Source organism: Methylomonas koyamae, from assembly GCF_001644025.1.
In the GTDB taxonomy this organism is placed as follows: Bacteria; Pseudomonadota; Gammaproteobacteria; order Methylococcales; family Methylomonadaceae; genus Methylomonas; species Methylomonas koyamae_A.
Genome location: NZ_LUUK01000163.1, coordinates 1 through 19,769, shown reverse-complemented (window position 1 = coordinate 19,769; position 19,769 = coordinate 1). Strand labels below are relative to the sequence as shown.

20 protein-coding genes are annotated in these 19,769 nt (G+C 56.0%); 18 read left to right on the top strand and 2 right to left on the bottom strand.

What is annotated here, in order from left to right:
• Nucleotide 1: 1 nt before the first annotated feature.
• On the bottom strand, nucleotides 2–610 hold the full coding sequence (gene ribA, locus A1355_RS11855; RefSeq protein WP_064028315.1) for a GTP cyclohydrolase II: 609 nt from the start codon (nucleotides 608–610) through the stop codon (nucleotides 2–4).
• 58 nt (nucleotides 611–668) lie between these two features.
• The gene (locus A1355_RS11850) at nucleotides 669–917 is read right to left on the bottom strand and encodes a DUF7230 family protein (RefSeq protein WP_064028349.1); all 249 of its coding nucleotides are present in this window, start codon (nucleotides 915–917) and stop codon (nucleotides 669–671) included.
• Between the two features lie 65 nt (nucleotides 918–982).
• Between A1355_RS11850 and mnmG the strand changes: the two genes are divergently transcribed.
• From mnmG to A1355_RS11760, 18 genes are all read left to right on the top strand, one after another.
• Entirely contained in the window at nucleotides 983–2,854 is a 1,872-nt protein-coding gene (gene mnmG, locus A1355_RS11845) for a tRNA uridine-5-carboxymethylaminomethyl(34) synthesis enzyme MnmG (RefSeq protein WP_064028313.1), read from the top strand.
• Entirely contained in the window at nucleotides 2,854–3,480 is a 627-nt protein-coding gene (gene rsmG / locus A1355_RS11840) for a 16S rRNA (guanine(527)-N(7))-methyltransferase RsmG (protein WP_064028311.1), read from the top strand. The genes mnmG and rsmG overlap by 1 nt, the downstream gene beginning before the upstream one ends.
• Complete coding sequence (locus A1355_RS11835) at nucleotides 3,473–4,249, top strand: ParA family protein (RefSeq protein WP_064028309.1); 777 nt, start codon at nucleotides 3,473–3,475, stop codon at nucleotides 4,247–4,249. Before rsmG ends, A1355_RS11835 begins: the two co-directional genes overlap by 8 nt.
• Nucleotides 4,246–5,100, top strand: coding sequence for a ParB/RepB/Spo0J family partition protein (locus A1355_RS11830; protein ID WP_064028307.1), 855 nt, complete (start codon nucleotides 4,246–4,248; stop codon nucleotides 5,098–5,100). Before A1355_RS11835 ends, A1355_RS11830 begins: the two co-directional genes overlap by 4 nt.
• Nucleotides 5,101–5,472: 372 nt before the next feature.
• Nucleotides 5,473–5,841, top strand: coding sequence for an ATP synthase subunit I (locus A1355_RS11825; protein ID WP_064028305.1), 369 nt, complete (start codon nucleotides 5,473–5,475; stop codon nucleotides 5,839–5,841).
• Nucleotides 5,842–5,857: 16 nt separating this feature from the next.
• Nucleotides 5,858–6,625 (top strand): F0F1 ATP synthase subunit A, encoded by a 768-nt coding sequence (gene atpB / locus A1355_RS11820; RefSeq protein ID WP_064028303.1) that lies wholly within the window; start codon nucleotides 5,858–5,860, stop codon nucleotides 6,623–6,625.
• Nucleotides 6,626–6,667: 42 nt separating this feature from the next.
• The gene (gene atpE, locus A1355_RS11815; protein ID WP_064028301.1) at nucleotides 6,668–6,952 is read left to right on the top strand and encodes a F0F1 ATP synthase subunit C; all 285 of its coding nucleotides are present in this window, start codon (nucleotides 6,668–6,670) and stop codon (nucleotides 6,950–6,952) included.
• A gap of 78 nt (nucleotides 6,953–7,030) precedes the next feature.
• A complete protein-coding gene (locus tag A1355_RS11810; protein WP_064028299.1) occupies nucleotides 7,031–7,504 on the top strand; it encodes a F0F1 ATP synthase subunit B in 474 nt (157 codons plus the stop codon).
• Nucleotides 7,505–7,507: 3 nt separating this feature from the next.
• A complete protein-coding gene (locus tag A1355_RS11805; RefSeq protein ID WP_064028297.1) occupies nucleotides 7,508–8,038 on the top strand; it encodes a F0F1 ATP synthase subunit delta in 531 nt (176 codons plus the stop codon).
• A gap of 21 nt (nucleotides 8,039–8,059) precedes the next feature.
• The gene (gene atpA / locus A1355_RS11800; protein ID WP_064028295.1) at nucleotides 8,060–9,601 is read left to right on the top strand and encodes a F0F1 ATP synthase subunit alpha; all 1,542 of its coding nucleotides are present in this window, start codon (nucleotides 8,060–8,062) and stop codon (nucleotides 9,599–9,601) included.
• 11 nt (nucleotides 9,602–9,612) lie between these two features.
• On the top strand, nucleotides 9,613–10,476 hold the full coding sequence (atpG, locus tag A1355_RS11795) for a F0F1 ATP synthase subunit gamma (RefSeq protein WP_064028293.1): 864 nt from the start codon (nucleotides 9,613–9,615) through the stop codon (nucleotides 10,474–10,476).
• A 46-nt stretch (nucleotides 10,477–10,522) separates the two neighbouring features.
• Nucleotides 10,523–11,896, top strand: coding sequence for a F0F1 ATP synthase subunit beta (atpD, locus tag A1355_RS11790; RefSeq protein ID WP_064028291.1), 1,374 nt, complete (start codon nucleotides 10,523–10,525; stop codon nucleotides 11,894–11,896).
• A 22-nt stretch (nucleotides 11,897–11,918) separates the two neighbouring features.
• Nucleotides 11,919–12,341 carry a F0F1 ATP synthase subunit epsilon gene (locus A1355_RS11785; protein ID WP_064028288.1) on the top strand — a complete coding sequence of 141 codons (423 nt, stop codon included), beginning with the start codon at nucleotides 11,919–11,921 and terminating at the stop codon, nucleotides 12,339–12,341.
• 71 nt (nucleotides 12,342–12,412) lie between these two features.
• On the top strand, nucleotides 12,413–13,834 hold the full coding sequence (glmU, locus tag A1355_RS11780) for a bifunctional UDP-N-acetylglucosamine diphosphorylase/glucosamine-1-phosphate N-acetyltransferase GlmU (protein WP_064028287.1): 1,422 nt from the start codon (nucleotides 12,413–12,415) through the stop codon (nucleotides 13,832–13,834).
• 1 nt (nucleotide 13,835) lies between these two features.
• On the top strand, nucleotides 13,836–15,671 hold the full coding sequence (gene glmS, locus A1355_RS11775) for a glutamine--fructose-6-phosphate transaminase (isomerizing) (RefSeq protein WP_064028285.1): 1,836 nt from the start codon (nucleotides 13,836–13,838) through the stop codon (nucleotides 15,669–15,671).
• A 242-nt stretch (nucleotides 15,672–15,913) separates the two neighbouring features.
• Nucleotides 15,914–16,915, top strand: a complete 1,002-nt coding sequence (locus A1355_RS11770) for a hypothetical protein (RefSeq protein ID WP_064028283.1) — start codon at nucleotides 15,914–15,916, stop codon at nucleotides 16,913–16,915.
• Nucleotides 16,912–19,053 carry a tetratricopeptide repeat protein gene (locus tag A1355_RS11765; RefSeq protein WP_064028281.1) on the top strand — a complete coding sequence of 714 codons (2,142 nt, stop codon included), beginning with the start codon at nucleotides 16,912–16,914 and terminating at the stop codon, nucleotides 19,051–19,053. Before A1355_RS11770 ends, A1355_RS11765 begins: the two co-directional genes overlap by 4 nt.
• Before the next feature lie 154 nt (nucleotides 19,054–19,207).
• A complete protein-coding gene (locus tag A1355_RS11760) occupies nucleotides 19,208–19,702 on the top strand; it encodes a hypothetical protein (RefSeq protein ID WP_064028278.1) in 495 nt (164 codons plus the stop codon).
• Nucleotides 19,703–19,769 lie beyond the last annotated feature (67 nt).

The window sequence follows — 19,769 nt, the reverse complement described above, 5'->3', positions numbered from 1 at the left end:
TTTATTCGCTGTCGGGCATGTTCAGCATGTGGCGCATGCGTTCAGCCTTGGTTTTCAGATAATCGACGTTGTCGTCGTGAACCCGGGTTTCGATGGCGATCCGGTCGTGAACCTTTACGCCCAGTTTGGTCAGTTCGTCGATTTTTTGCGGATTGTTGGTGATCAAATTGATCGAGCGTACCTGTAAGGCGCTGAGAATCAGCGCGGCGATGTCGTATTGCCGCTCGTCGGCCAGATGTCCCAGTTTGATATTAGCATCGACGGTGTCCAGCCCCTGATCCTGCAAATTGTAAGCTTGCAGCTTTTTCAGCAGGCCGATGCCACGGCCTTCCTGGCGCAGGTAAATCAACACGCCGCAGCCGGCCTGCTCGATCAAGCCCAGCGCCATGTCCAGTTGAGCGCCGCAGTCGCAACGCCGCGAACCCAATACGTCGCCGGTGAAGCATTCGGAGTGTATGCGTACCGGTACCTCGTCCTTGCCGGCGACCTCGCCCTTGACGAAGGCGACGTGTTCCTTGTCGTCCAGACTGTTGCTGTAGTAGTGCAGGATGAATTCGCCGTGTTTGGTGGGAATTCGGGTTTGAACTTTGTCTTCTATGCTTGCTTTCACTGCGTGGGAAATCCTCAAAGTACGGCCAGGGGGCGGCCGGAATCGTCTCGATGGGCGGTTAGCGTAGTCTGGCGGAACCGACCGGCCCGAGGCGGGTCGGAACACGCTGGCTTAGTTCGGCTAAGCCCTTTGCCATCGGCTCGGCCGAAACGATGGCAAAGGGCTCCTGCCCGCGGTGTTTGCCTTTGCGTTGGTAGGCGCGTTTATCGGCGAAAATTTGGTGTTTGTTGTAACGGTGGGCGAATTTCGCGACCGGGTTATGGGTGGGCGGTTCATGCAAACCCTTGCCCTGCTTTTGTTTTTTCATGCTTTTTTCTCCGTAAGCCATTAAAATAGCGTGTTATTTTAACCCTATTCGAGCGTGAATTGCCTGTGAAATTCCAGAAAGACTTTGATGTGATCGTGGTCGGCGGCGGCCATGCCGGCACCGAGGCGGCGCTGGCGGCGGCTCGCACCGGCGCGCAAACCCTGCTGTTGACCCAAAACATCGAAACCTTGGGGCAAATGAGCTGCAATCCAGCCATCGGCGGCATCGGCAAGGGCCATTTGGTGAAAGAGGTCGATGCGCTTGGCGGCATCATGGCCAAAGCCATCGATAAAGGCGGCATCCAGTTTCGTATTCTGAACGCCAGCAAGGGTCCGGCGGTGCGCGCGACCCGCGCGCAGGCGGATCGGATGCTGTATAAACAGGCGGTGCGTTCCGCGTTGGAAAATCAGCCGAATTTGGCGCTGTTTCAACAAACGGTTTCGGATTTGATCGTGCAGGGCGACCGGGTGACCGGCGTTAAAACCCAGATGGGCTTGGAATTTACCGCCAAAGCCGTGGTGTTGACCGCCGGTACCTTTCTGGCCGGCCGCATCCACATCGGACTGGAAAATTATAGTGGCGGCCGTGCCGGCGATGCGGCTTCGACCGATTTGGCACAGCGCCTGCGCGAACTCCCGTTTCGCATCGGTCGCTTGAAAACCGGTACGCCGGCCCGGATCGACGGCCGGACCATCGACTACGGCAAATTGCAAGAGCAGCACGGCGACACGCCGCTGCCGGTATTTTCGTTCATGGGCAGCCGCGAACAGCATCCAAGGCAAATCTGCTGTCATATCACCCGCACCAACCAGCAAACCCACGACATCATCCGCTCCGGCCTAGATAGATCGCCGATGTATTCCGGCATCATCGAAGGCGTCGGCCCGCGTTATTGCCCGTCGATAGAAGATAAGGTGGTGCGCTTTGCCGAGCGCGATTCGCATCAAATTTTCGTCGAACCGGAAGGTCTGACCACCAACGAGGTCTATCCCAACGGCATCTCCACCAGCCTGCCGTTCGACATTCAGTATCGGTTTATCAGGACCATGCTGGGTTTCGAAAACGCCGAAATCGTCAGGCCCGGCTACGCGATCGAATACGATTTCTTCGACCCGCGCGATTTGAAAACCTCGCTGGAAACCAAGCATATGAATGCGCTGTTCTTCGCAGGCCAGATCAACGGCACTACCGGCTACGAAGAAGCCGCGGCCCAAGGCTTGATCGCCGGCTTGAACGCGGCAAGATTGGTGAAAGGCTTGGAAAGTTGGTGCCCCGGCCGCGAGGAAGCCTACATCGGCGTGATGATCGACGATTTGATCACTCGCGGCACCGCCGAACCCTACCGGATGTTCACCAGCCGCGCCGAATACCGCTTGCAGTTGCGCGAGGACAATGCCGATTTGCGCCTGACCGAACAAGGCCGAGAATTGGGTTTGGTCGACGACGAACGCTGGCGCCGCTTCGAGGAAAAGCGCGAAGCCATCGCCAATCTGCAAGGCAAACTGGCTAAAAAATGGATACGCACCGAATCCGACGAAGCGGCGTTGGCCGAAGAGTTGTGGGGCAAAAAGCTGTTGAAGGAAGCGAGTCTGATGGAGATGCTGCGCCGGCCGGAAGTGGACGTCGACAATTTATTGCAGCATTTCAGCGACGAAGGCGACATCGACGAACAAGTCGCCGAGCAAGTGGCGATCCAGGCCAAATACGCCGGCTACATCGACCGCCAACAAACCGAGATCAACCGAACTCAGCGCTACGAGCATTTGAAGCTACCGGAAAACGTCGATTACAGTCTGGTATCTGGACTGTCCAACGAAGTCAGCGAGAAGCTGAAAAAACAAAGGCCGGAAACCCTGGGCCAGGCGTCGCGGATTCCCGGCATCACCCCGGCGGCAATTTCGCTGTTATTGGTGCATCTTAAAAAGAAAAGCGCCTGATGGATGCTTGCCGGGAAAAACTGCTGCAAGGCTTGACAGCCTTGGCTTTGCCGACCAGCGACAGTGAGATCGACGCACTGCTGCGCTTCATCCAACTGATGGTTAAGTGGAACAAGGCTTATAATCTGACCGCCGTGCGCGATCCGTTGGAGATGGTCAGTCTGCATTTGCTCGACAGTTTGGCGATTCTGCCGCATTTGAAACCGACCCGAATCGCCGACATCGGTACTGGTGCCGGTTTGCCGGGTATTCCTCTGGCGATTTGCCGGCCGGATTGCCGTTTTACGCTGGTCGACTCCAATTCCAAGAAAACTCGTTTCGTGCGACAGGCCGCGCTGGAACTAAAGCTGGGCAATGTCGACGTCGTGCATGCGCGAGTCGAACAATGGGCGCCGGATGCCGGATTCGATGCGGTGTTGACTCGCGCTTTCGCTTCGTTGCCCGACATCGTCGCGCTGACCGGCCATTTACTGGCCGAAGACGGTATCCTGCTGGCGATGAAGGGCCAAAATCCGCGCGACGAACTGGCGGGAATCGACGCCGAAACTCAACTGATACCGCTGACGGTGCCCGGCATAGACGCCGAGCGTTGTCTGATTCGGGTACAAGGAATCAAGCATGGCTAAGATTATCGCGATTACCAATCAAAAGGGCGGGGTCGGCAAAACCACGACCAGCGTCAATCTGGCGGCGGCCTTGGCCGCCACCAAGCGTAAGGTGTTATTGATCGACCTCGATCCGCAAGGCAACGCGGCGATGGGCTGCGGCGTGAACAAGGATGAGCTGGAATATTCCAGTTGCGAATTGCTGCTGGAAGAGGTGCCGGTCTCCGGCATCATTCTGAAAAATCGCGAGTTGGGTTTCGACCTGATTCCCGGCAACGCCGATCTGACCGCCGCCGAAGTCAAATTGATGGGGGCCCAGCACCGCGAGCGGCGGCTGGCCGACGCATTGCTGCCGGTCAGGGAGCAATACGATTACATTCTGATCGACTGCCCGCCGTCCTTGAACATGTTGACGCTGAACGCCATGGTGGCCGGCCACAGCGTACTGATTCCGATGCAGTGCGAGTATTACTCGCTGGAAGGCTTGTCGTCGCTGATGTCCACGTTGCGTAACATCCGCGACAGCGTCAACCCCGGCCTGCATCTGGAAGGCATCCTGCGCACCATGGTCGACAATCGCAGTCGATTGGGCAAGGATGTGTCCGACCAATTGATCGAGTATTTCGGTGACAAGGTGTTCAGGACCACGATACCCCGAAACATTCGGCTGGCCGAAGCGCCGAGTCACGGCGTACCGGTGCTGACCTACGATAAGGCTTCGCGCGGCGCGGTGGCCTATATCGCGTTGGCCGGCGAACTGATACGAAAACACAAGGCTGCCAAATCATGATGCAAAAAAAACGCGGATTAGGCCGGGGATTGAGCGAGCTGCTCGGCGACGTGGTATCGCCGCCAGCCGGCGCCGAGAAGCCGCAAGACGTGCAAAAACTCCCCATCGAATTTCTGCAGCGCGGCAAATACCAGCCGCGCCGAGACATGGACCCGGAAAAACTGAAGGAACTGTCGGATTCGATTGCCGCGCAGGGCATCATTCAGCCGATCGTCGTACGCAAGACCGATGGCGATAAATACGAGATTATTGCCGGCGAGCGTCGTTGGCGCGCCGCTCAGTTGGCGGAACTCGCCGAGGTGCCGGTCATCGTCAAGGACATCGATGATCGCTCGGTGATGGCAGTGGCTTTGATCGAGAACATCCAGCGCGAGGATTTGAATGCGCTGGAAGAAGCCGAGGCCTTGCATCGTTTGCTCGACGAATTCGAATTGACGCATCAGCAGATCGCCGAATCGGTCGGCAAATCTCGGACCACGGTGACCAATTTGCTGCGTTTGCTGGATCTCGCGGGCGAGGTTAAAACCATGCTGGCGCGCGGACAATTGGAAATGGGTCATGCCCGCGCCCTGTTGGGCTTGGACGAAGCCAAGCAGATCGAAATCGCCAACAAGGCTGTGAAACAGCATCTGACCGTGCGCGCCGTCGAGAAACTGGTGCGCGAACTGCACGACGAAAAGCCGGCCGTCGCCAAGAAGGTCGACCCGGACACCTTGAGATTGCAACGCGAATTGTCCGAGCGAACCGGAGCGAAGGTCGAGATCAATCACCAAAGCAACGGCAAGGGTAAGCTAGTGATCAATTACAGTAGTTTGGAAGAGCTGGAGGGGATTATCGGCCGGATAGGCTAACAACGAGCTCTATCGGACCGATTCGAGAGCCGCGCGGGCAGCGTGGGGATCGGCTTGGCGGTCCAGGAGTGGGTCTGAGAGGATTGGTTGTCTTCAATCGGCAGATGTCTTGGACGAGAAGCGTTCAGTGTCGGGCTTACGCCATCGGGCTGGTGAAATTGTAGGGTTCGCAACAAGGAATGCGTTGGAATGGTCAGGAAAACCGGCTTGGTTGTGCTGGCATGACAGTTGCTTATACTCCGAAAACCTAAAATCACAGATGATTGTTGTGGTTTCTGGGGGCCGGTTGGAGCGGGGCTTCCCAAGCCCTTACCTTGCTTTAGCGGGTAGGGCTGGATATAATCCCTCGGCTTAAAAGAAAAGGGGAAACGGATGGCAGTTGGAAATGCGTTTTCTACTGTCGGAAAAGTCTTGCTTGGACAGGTCCTGATGGCCACATTGGTGGCATCGGGATTTTTATTGATGGGCGCTTGGAAATCCGCGCTGTCGGCTTTGCTGGGCGGTCTGGTGGCATTGATACCGAATCTGTATTTTGCCTACCGGCTGCATCTCGTCAGACATGGCGGCGCCAGAAAAGTTGTGAATGCCTTTTATTCGGGTGAAACGATCAAATTGGCTTTGACAGCGGCGCTGTTCATCTTGGCGTTACAGATTCCCGTCATCGATTTTTTGATGCTGCTGTTGGGTTACATTGCAGTATTATCGGTATTTTGGTTTGCGCTGCTGACGTGGCGTATTTAGATTTTTGCGAGGAAAAATGGCTAGTGAAGGTGGCGCGACGGGTTATATAGTCCATCACTTGACTCCGCTGTCGGTTGGCGAGGGTTTTTGGGCTTTGCATCTGGATACTCTGTTTTTTTCGGCCGTATTGGGTGGTTTATTTCTGGGCTTTTTTAAGACCGTCGTCGGCAAGGCAACCACCGGTGTGCCGGGCTTGGCACAGAATTTCGCCGAGCTGTTGATCGAGTTCGTCGATACCCAGGTGAAGGACACGTTTCACGGCCGTAGCAAATTGATTGCTCCACTGGCGTTGACGATTTTCTGTTGGGTATTCCTGTGGAATGCCATGGACATGTTGCCGGTGGACCTGTTGCCGATGTTGGGCGGCTGGATGGGAATCCCCTATTTGCGCGTGGTACCGAGTACCGATTTGAACGGGACTTTCGCGTTGTCGCTGAGCGTATTCGTGCTGATCTTCTTTTACAGCATCAAGATTAAGGGCGTATTGGGTTTCATCAAGGAATTCACGCTGACGCCTTTCCATCATCCGGTCATGATTCCGTTCAACCTGATCCTGAAAACCGTGGAAGAGCTGGCCAAGCCGATTTCTCTGGGTTTGCGGTTGTTCGGTAACTTGTATGCCGGCGAATTGATCTTTATTCTGATCGCGTTGCTGCCGCCGGCGATACAACCGATCTTGGGTTTTCCTTGGGCGATATTTCACATTCTGGTTATCACGCTGCAAGCCTTCATCTTCATGGTCCTGACTATCGTTTATTTGAGTTTGGCCCACGAAGACCACTAATTCATTCACTTTATAACTACTTACCTTTTATTAGGAGACACTATGGAAATCGCATCATTAATTGCCAATGTTCAAGCCTCTACCGCAATCGCAGTGGGCATTATCCTCGGCTTGGCCGCCATTGGCACCGCGATTGGTTTCGGTCTGTTGGGCGGTAAATTCCTGGAAGCCGCCGCTCGCCAACCTGAATTGGTGCCGATGCTGCAAGGCAAAATGTTTTTGATCGCCGGTCTGTTGGACGCGGTAGCGATGATCGGTGTGGGTCTGGCGTTGATGTTGGCGTTTGCAAACCCGTTCCTGGCGGCTGTTCAAGCGGTTGCTGGCTAATTGCAAGATTGTCGATCGGGGTTACGGCATAGCCTTACCTCAATAATCAATCGGGCAACGGTATAACGAGGAACATTCATGAGTATCAATCTAACCCTAATCGGGCAGATGATTACCTTCGCGCTTCTGGTGTGGTTCACCGAGAAGTACGTCTGGTCATACCTATTGGGCGTTTTGGAAGAGCGCAGAAAAAAGATCGCCGAAGGATTGGCGGCGGCCGAGAGAGGCCAAGAAGAAATCAAATTGGCCGAGAAAAAAGCCAAATCCATCTTGAAGGAAGCCAAGGAGCAATCTTCCGAGATTGTCGGTGCCGCTCAAAAGCGCGCCAACCTGTTAGTCGAGGATGCCAAGGACCAAGCCAAAAAAGAAGGCGAACGGTTATTGGAAGCGGCCAAGGCCCAAATCGAGCAAGAATTGCTGCAAGCCAGGGAAAGTCTGCGTAAGGAAGTTTCCTCGTTGGCGTTGCGCGCGGCCGAACAGATATTGAAAGAAGAAATCGACAAGGCCAAGCATCAGGATATTCTCAGCAAAGCAGCGGACCAATTGGGTTAGGCCATGGCTGAGTTAGCGACACTAGCAAGACCTTATGCCGAAGCTGTGTTCAAGCGTGCCAAGGAGGGCGACGCTGTCGCCGCATGGTCCGATTCGTTGGCTTTTTTGTCTTTGGCGCTGCGGGAACCGGCCCTGTCCGACATTTTGAATAACCCTAGAGTGGGTAAACAGAACATTACGAACTTGGTTTTCGACATTTGCGGAGACCATGTTCTGGATGAAGCGAAAAATCTGATCAAGATACTGATAGACAACGACAAGCTGTCGCTGTTGCCGCAAATTGCGACAATGTTCGAACAGCACAAAGCCGACGACGAAGGCTATGTCAATGTCGACTTGTACAGTGCATACGCGTTGAGCAAGGCCGAGCAAGGCAAATATGTCGCCATGCTTGAAAAAGTCTTGAACAAAAAAGTCAACGCTGCCGTTTCTGTCGATAAATCGTTAATTGGGGGCATACTCGCCAGAGCCGGCGATAAAGTCATCGACGGTTCCGTCAGAGGCCAGCTTCATCAATTAGCCAAAAGACTTTAAGAGTTAGAGCGGGAAAATAACATGCAATTAAATCCATCAGAAATCAGTGATCTGATCAAGAAGAAGATCGAAAATTTCGACGCCCACCTTGAAGCCCATACGGAAGGTACCGTGGTCAGTGTGACCGACGGTATCGTTAGGGTTCACGGATTGTCGGAAGTAATGCAAGGCGAAATGCTGGAGTTTCCCGGCGGCTCTTATGGCATGGCATTGAACTTGGAACGCGATTCCGTCGGTGTGGTCATGTTGGGCGGTTATCAAGACATCACCGAAGGCGACACCGTCAAATGCACCGGCCGGATTTTGGAAGTGCCGGTTGGGGACGCGCTGCTGGGTCGCGTGGTCGACGCGTTGGGTAATCCGATCGACGGCAAGGGTCCGATCGATACCGCCTTGAGCTCGCCGATCGAAAAAATCGCTCCAGGCGTTATTGCCCGTCAATCGGTTGATCAACCGGTCCAAATCGGCTTGAAAGCGATCGACTCGATGATTCCGGTCGGCCGCGGCCAACGGGAGCTGATCATCGGCGACCGTCAAACCGGTAAGACAGCAATTGCCGTCGACGCGATCATCAATCAAAAAGGTACCGGTATTAAATGCATCTACGTTGCGATCGGGCAAAAACGCTCGTCTATCGCCAACGTGGTCCGCAAACTGGAAGAACACGGCGCGATGGATCACACCATTATCGTCGTGGCGTCAGCCTCGGAATCCGCCGCGCTGCAATTCATCGCGCCGTACACCGGCTGCTCGATGGGCGAGTACTTCCGCGATAAAGGCGAAGACGCGCTGATCATTTACGACGACTTGACCAAGCAAGCTTGGGCCTACCGTCAAATCTCCCTGTTGCTGCGTCGTCCGCCAGGACGCGAAGCCTATCCTGGCGACGTGTTCTACATTCACTCGCGCCTGTTGGAGCGCGCGGCCCGCATCAATGCGGCTGAAGTCGAGAAGCTAACCGGCGGCAAGGTACAAGGCAAAACCGGTTCGTTGACCGCTCTGCCGATTATCGAAACCCAAGGCGGCGACGTTTCGGCCTTCGTTCCGACCAACGTGATTTCGATCACCGACGGCCAGATATTCCTGGAGACCGGTCTGTTCAACTCAGGTATTCGTCCGGCGGTCAACGCCGGTCTGTCGGTATCGCGGGTTGGCGGCGCGGCGCAAACCAAGATCATCAAAAAACTGGGTGGCGGTATTCGTCTGGACTTAGCGCAGTTCCGCGAGTTGGCGGCTTTCGCCCAGTTCGCATCCGATTTGGACGAAAGCACCCGCAAGCAAATCGAGCGCGGCCAACGCGTCACCGAGTTGATGAAGCAAAACCAATACGCGCCGATGTCGGTTGCCGAAATGGGTGTTTCGTTATACGCGGCGAACTCCGGTTTCCTGGATAGCTTGGAAGTCAAGCAGGTCCGTGCGTTCGAAGCCGCGCTGCTGGATTTCATGCGCAACGAAGAGTCCGCGCTGATGGCTAAAATCAACGAGAAAGGCGACTACAACGACGAAATTCAAAAAGGCATTCACAGCGCCATCGAGCGTTTCGTCAAGACCGGTAGCTGGTAAAGGGTCCGCACATGGCTGTTGGCAAAGAGATACGTACCAAGATCGCGAGTATCAAAAATACTCAGAAGATCACCCGAGCCATGGAAATGGTGGCGGCGAGCAAGATGCGGAAAACCAAGGACCGCATGCAAGCAACCCGGCCTTACGCAAAAAAAATAGGTCAGATCATTCGGCATCTGGCCTATGCCAATCCGGAATATAAACATCCGTTCCTGATCGAACGCGAGGTTAAGCGGGTAGGCATTATCGTGGTCAGTTCCGACCGCGGCTTGTGCGGCGGTTTGAACGCCAACCTGTTCAGGAAGATCTTGGTCGAAATGCAGCAATGGCGTGCTAACGGCATCGAAATCGATGTGTGCGCGATCGGCGGCAAGGCGGCCGTGTTTTTCAACCTGCTGAATGCCAACCTGATCGGTCAAGCAACCAAGCTCGGCGATACGCCGCACCAAACCGACATCATCGGAACCGTGAAAATCATGCTGGATGCCTACGAAGCCGGCCGGATCGACCAAGTGTTTCTGATCAGCAACGATTTCGTTAACACGATGACGCAGAAACCGGTGCTGCAACAACTGCTGCCGGTGCAAGTCGGCGAGTTGGAACCGGCTTTGTCCGGCCATTGGGATTATTTGTACGAGCCCAATGCCAAGGACGTTCTGGACAGTTTGCTGATTCGTTACGTCGAATCCACAGTGTTTCAAGGTTTGGTGGAAAACAACGCTTGCGAGCAGGCCGCCCGGATGGTGGCGATGAAGAGTGCTTCCGACAATGCCGGAAACATCATCAAGGAATTGCAACTGGTTTACAACAAAGCCAGACAGGCCGCCATCACCCAGGAAATTTCCGAGATCGTTGCCGGTGCATCCGCCGTTTAGGCCTTTCAAGACAAGTTTTAGATAGATTTTTAAAGAGGACGACATAATGAGTTTGGGTAAAATCGTTCAGATCATCGGAGCGGTCGTCGACGTGGAATTTCCGCGCGAAAACCTGCCGAAAGTATACGACGCGTTGAATGTTGACGGCGGTCTGGTTCTGGAAGTCCAGCAACAATTGGGCGACGGCGTGGTTCGCACGATTGCGATGGGTTCTACCGACGGTCTGAAACGCGGCGCCGGCGTCAGCAACACCGGTGAAGCGATCAAGGTACCGGTCGGCCAAGCCACGCTGGGCCGTATCATGAACGTCCTCGGCGACGCCATCGACGAAAAAGGGCCTATCGGCGAGAAAGAAAAATGGGTTATCCACCGCGACGCGCCCTCTTACGCCGATCAAGCGCCAGCCAATGAGTTGCTGGAAACCGGCATCAAGGTGATCGACTTGGTTTGCCCGTTCGCCAAAGGCGGTAAAGTCGGCCTGTTCGGCGGCGCGGGCGTAGGTAAGACCGTGAACATGATGGAATTGATCCGTAACATCGCGATCGAGCACAGCGGTTATTCGGTATTTGCCGGTGTGGGTGAGCGGACCCGCGAAGGTAACGACTTCTATCACGAAATGACCGATTCCAACGTTATCGACAAAGTATCGTTGGTTTACGGACAGATGAACGAGCCGCCGGGAAACCGTTTGCGCGTTGCGTTGACCGGTCTGACCATGGCGGAGTTTTTCCGTGATGAAGGCCGTGACGTGTTGTTCTTCGTCGATAACATTTATCGTTATACCCTGGCCGGTACCGAAGTATCGGCGTTGTTGGGCCGTATGCCTTCCGCGGTAGGTTACCAACCGACCCTGGCCGAAGAGATGGGCGTTCTGCAAGAACGGATTACCTCGACCAAAACCGGTTCTATCACGTCTATCCAAGCGGTTTACGTACCGGCCGACGACTTGACCGACCCGTCGCCAGCCACTACGTTCGCTCACTTGGACGCGACCGTGGTATTGTCCCGTCAAATCGCCGAGTTGGGTATTTACCCGGCGATCGATCCGCTGGATTCCACCAGCCGTCAGTTGGACCCGCTGGTGATCGGCCAGGAACATTACGAAACCGCCCGAACCGTGCAAGGTATCTTGCAACGCTATAAAGAGTTGCGTGACATCATCGCCATCTTGGGTATGGACGAATTGTCCGAAGAAGATAAACTGACGGTGGCTCGCGCGCGTAAAGTGCAACGCTTCCTGTCGCAACCGTTCTTCGTGGCCGAGGTATTTACCGGTTCGCCCGGCAAATACGTGTCCTTGAAAGACACCATCGCCGGCTTCAAAGGCATTATCAGCGGCGAGTACGACAGCTTGCCCGAACAAGCTTTTTATATGGTGGGAACAATCGACGAAGCCATCGAAAAAGCCAAAAACATGTAACTCGGCATAGGAGGGTTCGATCATGGTAATGACCATCCATGTTGACATAGTCAGCGCCGAGCAGGAAATCTATTCCGGTTTGGCGGAAATGTTGTTCGCGCCGGCCGAAATGGGCGATGTCGGTATCGCGGCGCGGCACGCACCGCTGATCACTAAATTGAAACCCGGCGAAGTCAGGGTCAAGATCAGCGACAAGGAGCAGCACGCGTTTTACATTACCGGCGGCTTCCTGGAAGTGCAGCCGCATGTCGCCACGGTATTGGCCGACACCGCGATTAGGGCCAAGGACATTGACGAAGCCGCCGCCTTGCAAGCCAAGGCCAAAGCCGAGGAAATGCTGTCCGACAAGAGCGGTAAAATCGACTATGCCCTCGCGCAGGCCGAATTGGCCGACGCGGTCATGAAGCTACGGACTCTGGATAGATTAAGAAAACGTGGCGCGTAAGCTCGGAATCGCGTAAAAATACAGCCCGATGGCGCTAGACGTCATCGGGCTTTTTTGTTTTAGGAATCACGATGTCGATAAAAACCATAATACTCGCCGCCGGCCAAGGTACGCGGATGCGTTCGGCTCGGCCCAAAGTGCTACATGAAATCGCCAACCGGGCATTGCTGGAGCACGTATACCTAACTAGCCGCGGGCTAGAGGACAATCAAATCTTTATCGTCTACGGCCACGGTGGCGAGGCGGTTAAACAAACCCTGAGTGCGTTGGACGCCACCTGGATAGAGCAAAAGCAGCAGCTTGGCACCGGTCACGCGGTACAGCAAGCCATCGATCATGTCGAAGACGGCGATACCGTCTTGATCCTATACGGCGACGTACCGCTGCTGAAAACCCAAACCATACAAACCCTGTTGCGCAAAGCCAGTCTGACTTCATTGGCGTTGCTGACCGTGACTTTGGACGATCCTACCGGCTACGGCCGCATCGTCCGCGACAAGGATCATGCAGTCATCAAGATCGTCGAACAAAAAGACGCCAACGAGGCAGAAGCGCAAATCAACGAAGGCAATACCGGCATCCTGGCTTGCAAGGGCAGCCAGCTCAAGCAGTGGCTGGCAAGGCTGTCCAACAACAACGCCCAGAACGAATACTATCTGACCGACATTATCGAAATGGCGGTAGACGACGGTTTGACGATAGAAACCAGTCAGGCCGCCAGTGCCGACGAAGTGCTGGGTGTCAATAATCGCGCGCAATTGGCCCATTTGGAAAGGGTTTACCAACGCGAACAAGCCCAGGCGCTGATGGAGAAGGGTGTGACCTTGCGGGATCCGGCCCGCCTAGACGTGCGCGGCGTTTTCGCCGAGCTTGGTCAAGACATCGACATCGACATCAACGTGATCTTCGAAGGCGTGAACCGCATCGCCTCCAACGTCAAGATCGGCGCCCATTGCGTGATCAAGAACGCCACTATCGGCGAAGGCGTGGAAATTCTGCCTAACAGCGTCATTGAGGACGCCGAAGTCGGCGCCGGCAGCCGGATCGGCCCGTTCGCCCGTCTGCGACCGCAAACCCGCTTGGCCGAGCAGGTCCACATCGGCAATTTCGTCGAAATCAAGAAAGCCGACGTCGGCGTCGGCAGCAAGATTAACCATTTGAGCTATATTGGCGACAGCGAAATCGGCAGCAAGGTCAACGTCGGCGCCGGCACCATTACCTGTAATTACGACGGGGTGAATAAATTCAAAACCGTCATCGAAGACGGTGCCTTCATCGGCTCCGACTCGCAATTGGTGGCACCGGTCAGGATCGGCAAAAACGCCACGATAGGCGCGGGTTCGACGATTACCAAGGACACCCCCGCCGAGCAATTGACCCTAAGCCGCGTCAAGCAAGTCAGTATCGCCGGTTGGCAAAGACCGGTTAAACAAGCGGGCCCTGAAACAGACAGTGCTCCGCACTCCCAACAAAGCAGTCGGCCGGAGAAATAATATGTGCGGCATAGTCGCGGGCGTTGCCCAACGCAACGTGGTTCCGATTTTGATTGAAGGTTTAAAGCGTCTGGAGTACCGGGGTTATGATTCGGCCGGCCTGGCCGTCATCAACGGTGGCGAAATCTTCCGCAAGCGCGAACTGGGCAAGGTTAAGGGCCTGGAAGCGCTAATCGCCGCCGACCCGATCGAAGGCCGCATCGGCATCGCCCACACTCGCTGGGCCACCCACGGCAAGCCGAGTACCCGCAACGCCCACCCGCACGTCAGCAAGGACAGAGTGGCGGTGGTACATAACGGCATCATCGAAAATCACGACCACCTGCGCGCCGCGTTGCAGGAAAACGGCTACGTATTCACTTCCGAGACCGATACCGAAGTCATCGTCCACAAGGTTGCCGAAGAGCTGAAAGCTGCCGGCAATTTGCTCGACGCTGTCGGTAAAACCGTCAAAAGCCTGCGCGGCGCCTATGCGCTGGGCGTGATCGACTGCGAGCAACCGGACGTGCTGGTCGCCTGCCGCAAAGGCAGCCCATTGGTGATCGGCATCGGCATCGGCGAATACTTCATCGCCTCCGACATCGCCGCCTTGCTGCCGGTCACTCAGCGCTTCATCTTTCTGGAAGACGGCGACGTGGCCGAATTGACCATCAACGGCGTCACGATATTCGACGAAGCCGGCCGCCGCGTGGTCCGTCCGGTCATCGAAAGCCAGTTGAAAGCCGACTCGGTCGACAAAGGCAAATACCGCCACTACATGCTCAAGGAAATCTACGAGCAAGCTTGGGCGGTTTCCGAAACCCTGGAAGGCCGCTTTATCGACAACCGCTTGCAGGACAACGCCTTCGGCCACAACGCCGCCGACGTGTTCGACCAAATCAAATCGGTGCTGATCCTGGCCTGCGGCACCAGTTACCATTCCGGCTTGGTTGCCCGCTACTGGTTCGAAAAATACGCCCGCGTGCCCTGCGCTATCGAAATCGCCAGCGAATTCCGCTACCGCAACCCGGTCGTGGCGCCGGATACCTTGGTCGTGACCATTTCCCAGTCCGGCGAAACCGCCGACACGCTGGCCGCTTTGCAGGAAGCTAAAAAGCTCGGCGTCAAGCACTCGCTGGTGATCTGCAACGCGCCGGAAAGCTCGCTGGTGCGCGAATCCGAATTGGTGTTGATGACCCGCGCCGGCCCGGAAATCGGCGTCGCTTCGACCAAGGCCTTTACCACCCAGTTGGTGGCCTTGTTGATGCTGATCATCGTGGTCGGCCGCCGCTTCGATCTCAGTGCCGAGAAAGAGGAACACATCGTCTCGCAACTGTTCGCCCTGCCCGGCAACATCGAAAAAGTGCTGAAGCTGGACAACGCCATCGAACTGTTGTCGCAGCGTTTCGCCGATAAGCACAATGCCTTGTTTCTCGGCCGCGGCACCCATTACCCGATCGCGATGGAAGGCGCCTTGAAGTTGAAGGAGATTTCCTACATCCACGCCGAAGCCTATCCGGCAGGCGAATTGAAGCACGGCCCGCTGGCCTTGATCGACGCCGAAATGCCGGTGGTCACGGTCGCGCCCAACAACAACCTGTTGGAAAAGCTGAAATCCAATATCCAGGAAGTCAGCGCCCGCGGCGGGCAGTTGATCGTGTTCATGGACGAAGACTTGGCCGAAAGCGACGCCGCCGACGAGAACGTGCAAATCGTCAAAATGCCTAGCGTCGCCAACGCTATCTCGCCGGTCATCTACACGATACCGCTGCAACTGCTGTCCTACCACGTCGCCGTGCTGAAAGGCACCGACGTCGATCAGCCCAGAAATCTGGCCAAGTCGGTGACGGTGGAATAGCACGGAAGATTGGGGACAGGGGTAATGTGATAAAGGCGAACGGAGATCGACTACAAGCGAAAATTAGTGTTTTTAGTCTTGAATGCCGTTTTGCAATTTAAATCGGTACTCAGAAATACAAAAATTGTAAGGCGGATAAGCAAAACCATCCGCCTTAGAGAAAAAGTTAAAAATTGTTGGATCACGCTTCGTTTACCCAATCAATGCCTGAGACAACGGCAAAAATTTTTACTCTTAGGAACATGAACCTCAGTCCTTCACTTGAATCCCTTGCCGCCGACGGTAGTGCCGCAAAAACCAACGAATTGACTCGTTGCGAAGCCGCCAATTTTCGCTGGGAGCAAGCAGTTTCGGATCAGCGTGCTTACGATTACAGCGACTACGTCGGCGATGTAGCGACTCATCCGGATTGGAAGGCGGAGCATAAAAGCTATTTGGCAACGTCCGTTCACGTCGCCAAGGATTTGCCCAGAAGCGCCGAAACCTTTACGGCTATAAACGGCCCGGCGCACTTGAACGAATCATTGGACAACACCTATTTATTGCGGTTGGAATCCATCGGTTATCTATTCGACGATCCTCTGCTGTCCGCTACCGCTCAAGCCTTTTGGCAACGCTTTTACAACTCACGGAAAGACTTAGGGAAAAGCGATTTGCCCGAGGATGCCGAATTATTGCGTAGCGAATTCGTGCGGCTTTGGAACGATAAACGGACCCAAATGCGCCCGTTGTTCGCCACTTTTTTGAACGATTTCGAAGGCGGCAACCTGGATAAACTGATCAAAGCCGATTGGCCGCACATCTTGCGCGACCGACTGGGCCTGACCCATTGGCCCAGTACCGCCGGCAAACCCTTGGCTGTGGCCTTGATGTGTTATCAGGTGGACGAAGTGCGGCGCGCGCGGACTCTAGCGGGTCGGAAAGGTGCCGTTGCTAGTTTTACTCGTCCCACGGTACTGGATGCGGAAATGTCCGCCGCGTTTATTCCCGCACCCTCGCAGTCCAGCAACCAAAGTTACGGCTATACCCTGGATTTAAGCATTGATCGGATACCCGACGCCTTTACCCCGGAACTGCTGACCTTTCCTATCGATTATCAGCCCAAGCACATCAAGGCCTTGGGCTTTATCTCCCGACCGCATGCGCTGCAAAGCGGGCACGACTACCTACAGGCGCGCAACCGCCATATTCAGGGCTTGCAAAACCTGTCGGGTTGCGAAGGTTTCGGCGAGATGCTGGCATGAGCTGGCAAAACTGGGCGGAGCAATTATGCCAAGCGCCCGAGCAAGCAGTAAATGACTTACTGCGCGGCGCGGCGGATGTTTCGCCGTTCGAGCGGATTCAGCCCTACGAATTTTTATTGGCGATCTTACCGCGCGACAGCCGCCATATAGCCGGAAGCCTGTTGGGCGAACCGACGGGATTACCGGACGAAACCACCGCCGATTTGCCGGCCTCGCTGGATGCTGGTCTGGCCGCTTGGCTGACGACGCAGCGGCAAACGGCGCTGCCGCAGCCGCGCAAATTGTCGGCTTACGCCGCGCAGGTCTGCGAAGCCTTGCAATGGCCCTTGTATTTTCGGCTGCCGCAAACCCAGGAGGCGTTGAAATCTGAACGGGCGTCGTGGCTGCAATGGCTGGCTAAACTGACCCTGTCCGCCTACCGCGACCCGGAGTTCGATTACTGGCAAGTGCTGGCCGTTCAGCAAGGCGACGACGATTTGCAGTTTTTCTGGCAATCCTTCGTCGTCGAAGCCGGACGCTTGCGTTCGCTACGTTATTTGCATTTGGGTTTGCTGGCCTTGGCCAGATTGCCGTTGTCGGAGCAAGACAGCCTGCGCAATTTACGCCTGCAAGTGCAAGCGCTGATCAACCGGTATCAACGCCGCAAAAGCTGGGGAACGCCGGCACAACAGGAACTGGCGCAGTCGCTACGCGCGGTGATGGCGCGCAATCCCAGTCTGAGTACCGACCGCTATCGCGGTTTTTTGCTGGAATTGCTGACGCCGCTGGGCGAAGACAAGGCCTTGTCGATATTGAGTTTGGTCGGTTTTTCCGCACAGGCGCGGGCCGCAACGCCGGCCAAGAAAGCGTACCGGCTAGAACCGCCCGCGCTGGCTAGCGTGGCCGACCAAGCGGTTCGCGATGTCAAGCAATCGCGCAACTTAAATCATGCGTGGGACACCATTCGGTCGCTGCTTGCCGATCACGAAGCATATTTGCACCAGTCTGGCGATGGGTTCCACTTCGTAAGGGCACTGGATAAATGCGCCCGCGCGTTTTTAAATAAATACCCGCTACGCGAGCCGGAAATCCAGGGCCGCATGATGCAGTGGATTCATCTAGCTGTGCAAATTGACGCCGACAATCCCCGGCTGTGGATGCTGTGGGAACTGGCCTTGCGCCAAGCCGGTCAGCCGCAACGGGCGCAGTGGGTGTTGTGGGAAATGCCCCGGCGCTTTCCCGAGCATTTGCCATGCCGGGTGGAATTGGCGCGCTTGCTGGCCGCCTCCGCTAACGCCGACGACAGGACGCAAGCCCGGCGTTTGTTGCAACAGGTGTTGCAACTCGATCCGGACAATCTGCACGCCTATGCCACGCTGGCCCAATTAGCGATACGCGACCAGGACTGGACCGCCGCCTTGGACTACGCGCAGCGGGGCTTGCGAATCGAGCCTAGCGATGGTCATTGCGCCTTGCTGCTGGCGACCGCCTATGCCCGCCGCCATCAAGCCGACGACTTGCCAGCCGCCATCGAGCACTTGCAGGGCTTTGTGCAGAAATATCCGGGGAATCCGAATGCAGAGGGCTATCTGCAAAAGCTGCTGCATCGCCGGCAACTGGCGGAACAAGGGCAGTGGATAGACTTCGAAGACGACGCGGAGCCGGCGCCCGAACCGCAGGCGGCAACGACCGAAAATGAAGCTGCGTGGCAGGCGTTTGCCGAATCCGTCCAACACTGGGTAAGCGCTAAAAGCGCCGGCAACGGCGCCGACCAAGCCCTAGTCGGCGACCGGGTGTTGCCGTTGCCGCAAGCCTTGCGCCTCGCCGTGCTCAACGGCCTATGGGATGACGCGGTGCTGGCGAATTGCGACGACAACCTGCAACGGGAGTTTCCGCTGGAAATCCGGCTGTGGCGCTATCTGCAAACCTTGCAAGCCGATGCGTCCGCCGCTCGGCGCGAGCAAGCCAAACAGGCGATGCAAGCTTGGTTGGATGCGGAACGCCAGTCAGCGGAAAAGGATGAAAGTTGGCGGACTTATCTAGCCAAACGTTGGGAGGCTTTGAAGGCTGACGACCCGGCGGCATCGGCTGTCGGCGCCGACTGGCTCAAGGATTTGCTGGACCGCTATCAACCCTTGCCCGCGCCGCTGATGGGTTAAGTCGCAAGCAACTCGTCTCGATGAAATCCGCCCGTTAATGGCTCCCGCACTCTGATAGCGCTTCGCTTTACCCCTTCGCTGGCTGAACTACCGCCGCCAGTCCGGGTCTTCTTGTTTTAAACGTTCGCAATGTCGAATCGACAAGGGGGAGGCCATGAAAACCATCCTATTATTGATCGTTGCCCTGTTCGCGGGCGGGGCGGCAGCGAAACCAACGGCCGAGCTGTCGTCGGCGGCGCATAGTCCTTTGGTGCCTTATGACAGGGCTCAGGCCTTGGAGTCTTTCTCGAAAACCGTGCACGGCGGCATCCTGCATATCGTGGCGAAATCGGCGGACAACGCCGAACAGATCCGGCGGATACAAGACTATTTGCGGCAAACCGCCGCCGAATTCCAGAAAGGCGACTTTTCGTCGACGGAACGCTATCACGGCCCGGACATGCCCGGTTTGGCGCAGATGAAAGTGGCCCAGCCCGGCGAGATTCGTTTCGACTTTAAGCGATTGCCCGACGGCGGCCAAATCCATTTCTCGACCGAATACGCGCCGTTACTGACGGCCTTACACCATTGGTTCGACGCGCAGATCGCCGAGCACGGTAGCGCGGCGTTGCCGGAGCACAGCCAGCACCACGCCACACCGACCGAATAGACCGCGATTTGCCGGCTTTGTTGCTGGCGCTTGGGGGCTCGTTACTGATGTTCCCTTCGGCTCCGCT